Source organism: Nonomuraea sp. NPDC050202 (assembly GCF_040656115.1).
In the GTDB taxonomy this organism is placed as follows: domain Bacteria; phylum Actinomycetota; class Actinomycetes; order Streptosporangiales; family Streptosporangiaceae; genus Nonomuraea.
The window spans coordinates 64,792-74,678 of sequence record NZ_JBFALF010000049.1 but is presented as its reverse complement, the minus strand read 5'-3'; the positions used below and the strand labels follow the sequence as shown (position 1 = coordinate 74,678).

General features: G+C 63.8%; 13 protein-coding genes. 4 read left to right on the top strand and 9 right to left on the bottom strand.

The annotated features are described in order from the left end of the window. On the bottom strand, positions 1–379 hold a 379-nt coding region (locus AB0I79_RS56575), incomplete at its 3' end, for a hypothetical protein (RefSeq protein WP_357893155.1). Between the two features lie 251 nt (positions 380–630). Here AB0I79_RS56575 and AB0I79_RS56570 point away from each other — a divergent pair. After that, positions 631–1,833, top strand: coding sequence for a helix-turn-helix domain-containing protein (locus AB0I79_RS56570; protein WP_357893153.1), 1,203 nt, complete (start codon positions 631–633; stop codon positions 1,831–1,833). A 115-nt stretch (positions 1,834–1,948) separates the two neighbouring features. Here the strand turns inward: AB0I79_RS56570 and AB0I79_RS56565 are convergent, their stop codons facing one another. The 5 genes from AB0I79_RS56565 to AB0I79_RS56545 all read right to left on the bottom strand — a co-directional run bounded on the left by AB0I79_RS56565 (position 1,949) and on the right by AB0I79_RS56545 (position 6,045). Continuing rightward, positions 1,949–2,497 (bottom strand): hypothetical protein, encoded by a 549-nt coding sequence (locus AB0I79_RS56565; RefSeq protein ID WP_357893151.1) that lies wholly within the window; start codon positions 2,495–2,497, stop codon positions 1,949–1,951. 104 nt (positions 2,498–2,601) lie between these two features. Then, entirely contained in the window at positions 2,602–2,727 is a 126-nt protein-coding gene (locus tag AB0I79_RS56560; RefSeq protein WP_357893149.1) for a hypothetical protein, read from the bottom strand. A gap of 705 nt (positions 2,728–3,432) precedes the next feature. Continuing rightward, complete coding sequence (locus AB0I79_RS56555) at positions 3,433–5,094, bottom strand: DUF262 domain-containing HNH endonuclease family protein (RefSeq protein WP_357893147.1); 1,662 nt, start codon at positions 5,092–5,094, stop codon at positions 3,433–3,435. Between the two features lie 386 nt (positions 5,095–5,480). Continuing rightward, positions 5,481–5,708, bottom strand: coding sequence for a hypothetical protein (locus tag AB0I79_RS56550; RefSeq protein WP_357893145.1), 228 nt, complete (start codon positions 5,706–5,708; stop codon positions 5,481–5,483). Between the two features lie 85 nt (positions 5,709–5,793). Beyond that, positions 5,794–6,045, bottom strand: coding sequence for a GntR family transcriptional regulator (locus AB0I79_RS56545; protein ID WP_357893143.1), 252 nt, complete (start codon positions 6,043–6,045; stop codon positions 5,794–5,796). A gap of 97 nt (positions 6,046–6,142) precedes the next feature. Between AB0I79_RS56545 and AB0I79_RS56540 the strand changes: the two genes are divergently transcribed. The 3 genes from AB0I79_RS56540 to AB0I79_RS56530 all read left to right on the top strand — a co-directional run bounded on the left by AB0I79_RS56540 (position 6,143) and on the right by AB0I79_RS56530 (position 6,898). Beyond that, the gene (locus AB0I79_RS56540) at positions 6,143–6,364 is read left to right on the top strand and encodes a hypothetical protein (RefSeq protein WP_357893142.1); all 222 of its coding nucleotides are present in this window, start codon (positions 6,143–6,145) and stop codon (positions 6,362–6,364) included. Positions 6,365–6,498: 134 nt separating this feature from the next. Then, on the top strand, positions 6,499–6,654 hold the full coding sequence (locus AB0I79_RS56535; protein WP_357893140.1) for a hypothetical protein: 156 nt from the start codon (positions 6,499–6,501) through the stop codon (positions 6,652–6,654). Positions 6,655–6,658: 4 nt separating this feature from the next. Beyond that, positions 6,659–6,898 carry a hypothetical protein gene (locus AB0I79_RS56530; protein ID WP_357893138.1) on the top strand — a complete coding sequence of 80 codons (240 nt, stop codon included), beginning with the start codon at positions 6,659–6,661 and terminating at the stop codon, positions 6,896–6,898. 69 nt (positions 6,899–6,967) lie between these two features. Here AB0I79_RS56530 and AB0I79_RS56525 read toward each other — a convergent pair whose 3' ends face one another. The 3 genes from AB0I79_RS56525 to AB0I79_RS56515 form a co-directional block, all read right to left on the bottom strand. Further along, complete coding sequence (locus tag AB0I79_RS56525; protein ID WP_357893161.1) at positions 6,968–7,507, bottom strand: DUF6461 domain-containing protein; 540 nt, start codon at positions 7,505–7,507, stop codon at positions 6,968–6,970. Between the two features lie 264 nt (positions 7,508–7,771). Next, positions 7,772–8,860 carry a pectate lyase gene (locus AB0I79_RS56520; RefSeq protein WP_357893136.1) on the bottom strand — a complete coding sequence of 363 codons (1,089 nt, stop codon included), beginning with the start codon at positions 8,858–8,860 and terminating at the stop codon, positions 7,772–7,774. Between the two features lie 11 nt (positions 8,861–8,871). Beyond that, complete coding sequence (locus AB0I79_RS56515) at positions 8,872–9,885, bottom strand: pectate lyase (RefSeq protein ID WP_357893135.1); 1,014 nt, start codon at positions 9,883–9,885, stop codon at positions 8,872–8,874. Positions 9,886–9,887 lie beyond the last annotated feature (2 nt).

The window sequence follows — 9,887 nt, the reverse complement described above, 5'->3', positions numbered from 1 at the left end:
TCTTGCGGGCCATGTCCGTCATGGTGGGGCTGGGCTCGCCGGCCTGGGACTGGACGGCGGCGTCGATGGCGACGGTGACGGTGCGGCGGAAGTTGTCGGCCTCGTCGGGGGCATGCTGCTTGAGCAGGCTCATGGACGCCGTCAGGGCCGGGAGCACCTGATCGGCGAGCTCGGCCACGGTCCTGCCGTACCTCACGCCCTTGGGCGCCTTGGCAAGAATGTGCCCGACCAGGCCGGTCGCGGAGGTCAGGGCGATGGAGCCCTCGGTGGCGACCTTGTGGGCCGAGCCGGCGGCGCCGGCGGCCGACATCAGCGAGACCGCGCCCCAGGCGGCGATGCGGAGGGTGAGCTGGTCCTGGTCGGTGAGGTTGAAAGACATGGCTGTGCGCTCCATGGGGGTTGCTCGGGGTTTCTGTCCTGTCCGGGACGGGTTCGTCCGGCGAACGACAGCAACGTTACGGCTGTTGCCACAGGTTTGGCAAGTCATTGCCAAGAGGAGTTGCCAAAGCTATCTGGAGCCTCCCGTCGGCTATGGCAACAAGTTGTCCAGAGGTAGGCAAGTGAGTTAAGCTCGGGCCTGACGTACCCCTCCGACGTCGGACGACGTCACCGCTACCCGGGAGTTCGGACATGCTGGAACAACCAGTCTTCGGCCGCCGGCTCAGGCAACTGAGGACCGAGCGCGGGCTGACCCTCGCCGCACTCGCCGGCGAGGGCATGTCCACGGGATACCTGTCCCGCCTGGAGTCGGGCGCGCGCCAGCCCACCGAGCGGGCCGTCGCGCACCTGGCAACGCAGCTGGGCATCAGCCCGGCCGAGCTCACGCAGTCCACGGCGACGTCCCTCGCGCAGAGCCTGACGCTGGCCACGGGCCTGGGCCAGGACGAAGCCGGCCAGACGCTCAGCGAGGCCCTGAAAGCTTCGGAAGGCGAGGATCCGCTGCTGCGCTGGCAGGCGCTCTGGCAGGTCGCCGAGTGGCGCCGGCAGCGGCAGGAGTACCCCGAGCAGCGGGCGTGCCTCGACGAGCTGACCGAGCTCAGCACGCAGATCGGGCTGCCCGAGCTGCGGGCCAGGGTGCTGGCCGAGCTGTCCCGCTGCATGCGCAACACCGGCGAGATCGCCGGGGCCGTCGATGCCGCGACGCACGCCTACGAGCTGGCGAAGAGCGAGGCGCTGCCCGCCCGCGTACAGACGGCGACGCTGCTCGCCCTGGTGTCGGCGCTGACCGAGGCCGGGCGGCTCCCCGACGTCGCGCGTTACACCGACGAGCTGCTCACCGTGACGGACAAGGGCTCGGGACCGCAGTGGGCGCAGGCCCTGTGGACCGTGGCCAACATCCGGGTCCGTCAGGGCGATCTCGATGCCGCCGCGGAGCTGATGGATCAGGCTCTGTCCGGCTTCGACGGCCGGGACGACCTGACCATGTGGATGCGCCTGCGCATCAGCTCGGCCCGGCTCGACCTCATGACCGACCCCCCGAAAACGGAGAGTGCCCAGCGGCGCGTCGAAGAGGTGCAAGGGGCCATGCCGTTCGCGGGCACCCCGACCGTCGAGCAGCAACTACTGGCGGTGCGTGCCCGCATCGCCGTCACCACCGGCCGCCTCGACGAGGCGCGCGCGGTGCTGGACCGGCTGGTGGGCTTCGACGACCTGCTGCCGTACCAGGAGCGGATCAGGCTCGACGTGCTGCGCAACCGTGTGCTGCTCCTGGAGGGCGAGCAGGCCGCTGCGCTCGACGGGCTGCGCAAGCTTGCCGAGCAGGCCCAGCAGAGCGGCAACATGGACCTGGCCGCGGAGATCTGGCGGCTCGTCGCCGAGTCGCTGGCGAAGTAGCGCGCGCCCGCGAGAGACCATGCACGCGCAGTGTTATGGGGCAGGTCCCTCCGCACACGGGCGGAGGGACCTGCGGCGTGAAGACGTCATGCGCCCACGCACACGAGCGGAGAGCTCACAACTTCTCGCGCAACCGCAGATACTCGCGCCCCGCCTGCGTGATCCTCACATAACGCGTGAGGTCGAACTCCTCGTAGGCATGCCCATGATCTTCGCGCATCGCGTTGAGCCCTCGCTTCGAATCAACCGGCTCCACGAACCCCATGGCGTCCAGCCGCTCCAGCTCAAGTTGCAGCTTCCCGTCCTGCCGGAAGCGAGCGGGCACAGACCCCTCACCGGCGAGCCTCCGCAGATGGTCCCACTCGTACTTGGTCACCAGGCCGCTCAGCGCCACCTGCAGCGCCCGCATCTCCGACTCCAGCGCCCGCTGCTTGGCCTCGGTCCTGTCCAGCCGCGCGCTCACCCCGTTGGCGCCGATCGAGAAGTCGGTGATGGAGTACGACGAGGCCGCGAACCACACCCCGACCAGCAAGGCCGCCGCCAGGGCCACCTCGTGCACCTCGAGGCGACGGGTTACGAGGCCGAGGGGGATGCTCACGATGTAGGCGAGGTAGACGATCGTCAGCAGAATCGCGAGGATCGTACCGATGCGCCGCGTCTCCATACCCGGAGTGTGAATCCCCGGGCCTTTCGAGGAAAGCCGACATGGGCCTGGCTGGCCCGATCGGCTCGTACAGGATGCCGGCGGCGTGCGGCTCGCTCTCGGGCTCAGAGCCTCCCACGGATGTAGGTCCGGATGAAGGCGAAAGCGAATCCAGCGGAGACCGTGGCCATGGCGGCCATGACCTGGGGTTCGGCCACGAGCGCCGCGTAGATCGCCAGGACGAGAGCCACTGCGGCACCCGTCAGATAGGTCTTCCACACAATGGCCGGCGCGGGAGGCCTCGGGGGACGGCCGGGAGGGATGATCGCCACCCTTCCCATCCTGCAACACGAGCCGTCCGGCTACGCACCCGATCGGGTGGGTGCTGAGGTTGGGTTACGCGCTTGAGGGTCGTACGGGTGACCGGCGTTCTCGTCGAAGACGCCCACATGCTGCTGCTCTACCAGGACACCAACAGGGGGAGTCGTGGTCGGTGGACGACGGCAAGGCCGAAGAGGGCGAGGCGCTCGGGAACGCGCTGGGTCCGTGAGATGGAGACCGGGCGCCCAACGTACGATGGTCCACAACGCCCAGTGGGCAAGTGCGTTCGGCCAGGCCGATCCCCACGCGCAGCGCCGCAGCTACCTCCGTGGGCGGGCGCAGCAGTGGGCTGGCCGCATCGCTCACCAAGTGGATGCCAAACTCGACAAGAGCTGCAGGCTACATGGCGGTGCCGGGGCCGGTGATTTTCCGACGCGGTGGCGGTGGATTCCAGGCGGCGCCGTGCAGTCAGCGCATCTGCACACCCACCATCTGTCGTCGAGTTGTTGTCACCGGCCGCGCCTGTATCTGGACCGCATGCGACTCGGCATCACGCCGGTCCCCGGTGGCCGAGTACGGGGATGAATCGCCCCTAGGCCTACAAATACCACGTTTACACGAGGAGAATGAGGCATTCACAGCTCGCCGAGGACCATGGATGCGAAAGCTTCAGTACGCTCCCGAATCATGTCAGGCGTCCATTCATCGTATTGCAAAACTTGTAGGCTTCTAGGGAAGTCGGAGACTCTAGGCTTCAGATATGTTACCTTTTTGTCCGCAAAATCTTTTCGGCCGGCGGCAGAATTTTTCGCCTTACTGAGAAGAACGAGATTTCCGGCGGTATTCGTGAGAGCGTCTCGGTCCGCTTTAGTGAAGGATCGCATCCATTCGCTGCCGTTTGCAGGATTCTGTGGAAGTACATGCTCAATGGAGCGAACATTGAAGTCGCGAACATGATCAAGCTCGCTTGTCACCATCTCGGCCCGCACGAGCAAGTATTTCGCGTGCCCAGCACCATAGAAATTGGGTGCTCTACACGCATCCTCAATAGCTGCCGTTTCCACACTCACGCCCTCAAGTACTTGAGAGGCCGATGAAGCCGATGCGATGAGCTTCAGGATGTCGGTGTAAGTCCCATACCGCTCATCCTTCCTTACGCCGCGCACCCAGTGATCTAGGCCAACCTTTTCTATGGCAATGACTAGGGAGTACAACTGTTCCTTGCCGAAACGTTTCACGAAATAGAGGAGGCACGCCTTCCATTCTGAGGCCGGAAAGTGCTTCACCATGGCCATCATCAGAGTCTGATACTTGACGTGGATTATATTCTTGTCGGTATCATCCAGGATATCGCGTGCCACGAACAGGGCATCGTAGAGCTCGACATACTCTGCGAGTTCGTCCATAAACCCAGCGCCCCGGCTAGGCATCCTGGACTTCCCTAGTATGCGCTCGCTAAATTCTGAATAGAGATCCTTCTGAGGCTTGTCTTTGATGTATACCAGTCGCAAGAGATGGAAGATATCTTCGAAGCTCTTCTCCCCAAGCCGCTCTTCCAATGCCTCCCAGCGCTTAGCGTATTGCTCACGGGTAGACTCGTTCGTTATCGCCGCCGGATCTAGATTATAGGCTTTTAGAACGTCGATACGCCGAAGCTGCTTGCCGCGATCGTTCACTACGGTGAACAGTCGAAAGGCGTCGTTGAACGAGACTGTAGACAAGTAAATCATGTGACACTGGACAGTGACAAATTCGGCGAACTTTTTGACCTCCTCCTCGGACATTTCACTGATCTTATCCCAGAAGATCGATCTGGCCTTTTCGTAGCGCACTTCGGCGGGCGAGCCCGTAGGTTTTATGAAAGGTTTGGTTGTACCATTTATCTTACCGACTAGAGAATTGAAAGCGGCGTTATCCTTTACCGTCACCCGACTTATCTCGGGAATACCTTCCAGTTTCCTTTTCGGCTGAATAATCTTTTCGTGCACTTCTTTGACAAGGTCTGGGTCTTCTGCGATGGCTGGAGAATCCCTTAGGCAGGCGAGCAGGATGCACAGGGCAGTTAGTCGCTGCTGTCCGTCAACAATATCGTAGTGATTCTTGGCATATTGATGCAGCACGAGCGTGCCAAGAAAGTATGGCTCGTCTCGATCGGCGCCCGCAAGGTCATCAACGAGGTCACTGAAATTGTCGGCATCCCAGAGGAACGGCCGCTGATAAGCGGGGACCCTAAAGAAGAAATCTTGCGAAAAAAGCTTCGCAACGGAAACCATATCGCTGTTGAGTTCTTTGGTCATGCTCGCTCGTCCTCCCCTGGCCGATCCGCGAAGGATACTCGACTCAAGGTGGGCCAACAAGGGTGAAAATCAGTAAGACCACCCCACTGGCAGGCAACGGAGGCGCTGCTCAACGTACGAGGGCGGTGGGCATACTGCGCCGCGTCTAAGGCCCTGAGTTAGTGCGCATGAAACCCAGGCCGTGGCGCCCGGCGTGCTGCGACGACCTCGCCCGGTCGCCAACCACTACACAGCCCTTCCTGGGTGGCCGAGAAAGGCCCTCCAACCAGCGCTCCTCGGAGACAACGGCTCCTCAGGGCGTGCCCATGCCCACCGCCGCTCTAGGTGATCGCTGCGTCATCGACCAGACAGCAGCCATGCCGCTTCGGCGGCATGGCTGCATCTCATCAGTCGAGGTCCGGAAACACCTCTTTAATGATCTTGAGCAGGGTGGCTGCTCGTTCGCGATCCAGCTGAAGCGTCTGACTGACCTTCTTCTCCGACTGCCTGCCGTCCGACCCGTATGTGCTCAGCTGCAGGTAGCGTTCACCTGCGCCGGCGATGGCTTGGTACCCGCATTCGACCTCGGTGGGATGCGGGCGCCCGTTCTGCTGCGTTTTGAAGAATTCCGTCACTCGCGCCATTTCCACCTCTTAACAGACAGATACGCGACCGTAAGTTTAGCGATATATCTGCCACGCTCGGGTTCGACGACTGGTCTTATTTCTCTGGAGCACCCGTCTCTTCGGACCGGCTCACAAAGGTGCCCTTTCCCAGGACCGAGTAGAGCGTGCCGTCTGCGAGCAGCGCGTTCAGCGCCCGCCGCGCTGTCCCCTTGGACACGCCCAATTCGACAGCCAGTCGCGGCTCGCCGGGGACGGGCATGCCGGGCTGGTAGACGCCATCAGCAATCCTGCGCCGGATCTCATCTGCCACCGCCTGCCAGCGGAGCTCATCGGGCTTGAAGTCCATATAGGTAACGATAGGAACCTGAAGGTTCCCATTCCTTCCTCAGGGTACCTAGGGGAACCCCTAGGCATGACTAGGTAGGCTGAGGTAGCCTGCGACTATGGAGCAGGCACTCAGCACAGACCTCGACGACCTCCGCGCCAAGTTCCCCGCTTGGTCGGTCTTCTGCAGTGACGCTGGGGTCTTCTACGCGACCCGAAGGTACGTCCAGCTCCGGAACGCCGACATCGAGAGAGGACTCCAGCAAACGGTCAGCGCGGAGACTGCGGACGGGTTCATGGCGATACTCGAGGAGCAATCACGGATGGCGGTGAGGTCATGAAGCCTCCGCCATCACACTTCGACAATCACGGCCTCCATGTCACCGCGCCTCTTGCGCATGCCGCCCCGGTGGACTGGCGTCCGAGTCAGCCACGAGTTAGCCGGGTGCGAGTCCGGGAGCCCATGTGTGCCTGCGTGTATCCGATGTACGAGCTGTGTACGGCGACTGGATTGTCGTTCGTCCGGCGCGCTGACGACGAGAAGGCCGAGGATGTCGTGGAGAGTCGCTGGATGTCCGCCAATGCGGCCAACGTCCTGTGGGTGCAGATCCTCACTGGCAAGGCGGAGTGAGCGCGTGAAGATCTTCACCGTGACCGTCGCCGGTTCTGAGCGCTTCGATGGTGAGGAGCCGTACACGTGGGTCGTGGAGGCACCCGATGTGGCCAGCGCGATAGACAAGGCCGTGGCATATCACGCGCTTTCGCAAGATCAACGGTTGTCCGATCTACTGATCGACCCTCTTCGCACCTTTGAGGGCCTTCCTCCTGCCAAGTGTGGCTATCACTGGAACGATCTGCGAGCTCAGCGTTCCTAACCACGTGTCCCAACAGCGCTTTAGGACCACCCCACAGGTGCGGATCAGCAGGGTCAGGGCTACGACTCCTCACCAGCCGATGATGTCCCACTCGGGTTCAGGGACGACTCCGCACAGGTAGGTGGCCTCCTCCAGCAACTGCGGTGTGGGCTTGATCCCGGTGAGATCCTCAGCCAGGAAGAACATCGAACCCCGGTGGGGATCGACGAGCGGTGGGTAGCGAGCGTCGATGTCGTCCATGGTCTCTACCAGCTCAGCCGGCACCGGCTCCATGCAGCCCTCCTGCGGGATGAAGCAGAACCGGAGCTCTCCGTCCCCACGCCAGTAGAAGTAGTCGAGGACCTTGATGTCTAGGCAATGGTGGGAGACAAGGCGGGCGCCCGCGGACAACCGGGTGACGATGTCTGTAGTGATGCCGAACACGGTGCCCACCATCTCAACGATCATCACCCTGTCACCGACGGCTGTAATGCCGAGGCGCGCCCCAGACGAGCTGACGCCGTACAGCTCGTGGAAAGTCATCGGTGTGAAGTCCTCGGGACGACCGCCGAGCCGGGTCGCTACTTCCTCTGGCGTCAGGCCACGGACGTAGGTGATGCAGCCGCCTATCTCGGCGAGCTCGGCGTGGTCCTTGTCAAGTGGTTGATCATCTGGCCGTACTCGCCGGCGCTACCGACAACGCCTCCGGCCCGTGTAATAACGAAGCCGAAGGCCCAGGCCGGGGGTCCGGGGGCCGGGAGGCCCCCGGCAAGGGGGTGTGGGGGAGCTGGGCTCCCCCACAGGGCGCAGCCCGGAGCCGAAAGCGCGAAGCGCCTCCCATGGCGGAGGCCCGAGCTTTTATTACCTGGAGCCCCCAGGCGCCAGCCCGGGCTTTCAGAGTTTGCCGACGCCGGCTCCGGCCTGGACTTTGGCGGGGACGGTGGAGGGGGCGTCGAGGGTGTACGGGTAGTAGGTGGAGGGTTCCGCCACGGTGCCGGATGATTCCGGGGCGCCGGAGTTGATGTAGAGGTTGTTGCGTTCTACCAGGCGGCCTGGGTCGCTTTCGGCGTAGCCGACATGGGTGGGGTGGGCGACGTTTTCGAAGTAGTTGCCCTCCACGAGGACGCCGGCGTTCTGGGTGGAGGCGATGCCGTACATCGAGTTGTTCCGGTAGTAGTTGTTGAAGACGTGGACGGGGTCGCCGAAGCGGGCGCGGGGGTGGCGCTGGTCGGTGCCGTCGAAGAAGTTGTGGTGGTAGGTGACCTTCAGTTTGCCGATGTCGGCGGTGTAGGTGTCGGAGTGGCCCACCAGGGTGGTCTTGCTGTGGTTGTGGAATTTGTTCCAGGAGACGGTGACGTAGTTGGACTCGCGTTTGATGTCCAGGAGGCCGTCGTAGCCGTTCGACAGGTCGTTGTGGTCGATCCAGACGTGGTGGGCCTTGTTGGTGACGCTGATGGAGTCGTCATCGGCGTTGGTGAACTTGATGTTGCGGATGATCAAGTTGTTGCCGGGGCGGGTGGTGGAGCCTAGCTGGAGGCCGCCGCCGGTGATCTCGGCGGTGCTGCCGATGCCGATGATGGTCTTGTTGGCGACGACGGTGATCATGTCGCTGATCTCGATGCGGCCCGAGATGCGCAGGATGAAGGCGCCGGCTCGGCCGGCGTAGTCCTCCAGTTGGGCTCCGGTGGTGATGGTGACCTCGGTGCCGCCTGCACCGCCGGTTGTGCCGTTCTGGCCGAGCGCGTTGACCGAGGCGAAGCCGATGGGCGTCATCTCTGCGGCGGCGACGCGGGAGCGGTGCTGCCGGTGCTGGTGCTGGTGCCGGTGCCGGTGCTGGGATTGGACGGCTGCGTCGGTGGCCACCGCTGAGGATGCGTAGGCGGCTGAGGCGCTGGTGGTGGCGTGGATGGGGGTCAGGGCGGTGATGAGCAGGGCCGCTGTGATGGTTGCGCTCCGTAAGGAGGAGCGGGCGGGGGCGGACATGGCGGGGCTCCTCAGATCTTGCCGACGCCCGCGCCCGCCGGTACGACGGTCGGGACGCTGGAAGCCGGGTCGGCGGTGTACGGGTAGAGGGTGCGGGGCTCGGGGACGGAGCCGCGGGTCTCGATCTCGTGGTTGCAGTCGACGAGGATGTTGTCGCGCTGGACGATGCGGCCCAGGTCCCCGCTGAACTCCACCCGTCCGGGGTTGTTGACGCTGAAGAAGTAGTTGCCCTCCATCAGGATCTTGGCGTCGTTGGTGGAGGCGACGCCGTAGCTGTTGTCCCGGTAGTAGTTGTTGTAGACGTGGGTCAGCTCCGAGAAGCGCACGCGGGGGTGGCGCTGGTCGGAGGCGTCGAAGTAGTTGTGGTGGTAGGTGACGCGCAGGCGGCCGATGTCCTGGGCGCCGTTGTCGTCGTCGTGGCCCAGGAGCAGGGTCTTGTCGTGGTCGTGGAACCTGTTCCAGGAGACGGTCACGTAGTCGGAGCCGCGCTTGATGTCGACCGCGCCGTCGTCGCCGTTGGACAGGTCGTTGTGGTCGATCCAGATGTGGTGGCTGAACATCTGCACGTTGATCAGGTCGTCGGTCGCGCCCGACAGGGACAGGTTGCGGATGATGACGTTGTGGACGGCGTTCGCGGGTGGTGAGGTGACGTCGTCGTCCACGGGGAGGCCGATGTTGAGGCCGCCGCCGACCAGGCGGGCCGTGCTGCCGAGGCCGATGATGGTCTTGTCGGAGGTGACGTCGTGCATGCCGTCGGACGAGCCGGTCGGCAGCGTGATGGTGCCGCTGACCTGGATGACGTACGGGCCGGGGCGGGCGATGTAGTCGAGGAACTGGGCGGTCGTGGTGACCGTGACCGTAGGGCCGCCGGCGCCGCCCGTCGTGCCGTTCTGACCGAGCGCGTTGACGGCCGCGAACCCTGTGGGAGCGGTTTCCACGGCGGCTGCGGTGGAGGTGGGTGCGAAGGTCAGGGCGGTGAGGAGCAGGGCCGTCGCGACGGCCGATCTCCGGAAGAGGGCTGGCATGG

What these genes read in the sequence shown, in the direction of transcription:
- AB0I79_RS56570 (WP_357893153.1), top strand. Translation starts at nt 631, where the DNA reads ATGCTGGAACAACCAGTCTTCGGCCGCCGGCTCAGGCAACTGAGGACC.
- AB0I79_RS56565 (WP_357893151.1), bottom strand. Translation starts at nt 2,497, where the DNA reads ATGGAGACGCGGCGCATCGGTACGATCCTCGCGATTCTGCTGACGATC.
- AB0I79_RS56555 (WP_357893147.1), bottom strand. Translation starts at nt 5,094, where the DNA reads ATGACCAAAGAACTCAACAGCGATATGGTTTCCGTTGCGAAGCTTTTT.
- AB0I79_RS56545 (WP_357893143.1), bottom strand. Translation starts at nt 6,045, where the DNA reads ATGGACTTCAAGCCCGATGAGCTCCGCTGGCAGGCGGTGGCAGATGAG.
- AB0I79_RS56540 (WP_357893142.1), top strand. Translation starts at nt 6,143, where the DNA reads ATGGAGCAGGCACTCAGCACAGACCTCGACGACCTCCGCGCCAAGTTC.
- AB0I79_RS56520 (WP_357893136.1), bottom strand. Translation starts at nt 8,860, where the DNA reads ATGTCCGCCCCCGCCCGCTCCTCCTTACGGAGCGCAACCATCACAGCG.
- AB0I79_RS56515 (WP_357893135.1), bottom strand. Translation starts at nt 9,885, where the DNA reads ATGCCAGCCCTCTTCCGGAGATCGGCCGTCGCGACGGCCCTGCTCCTC.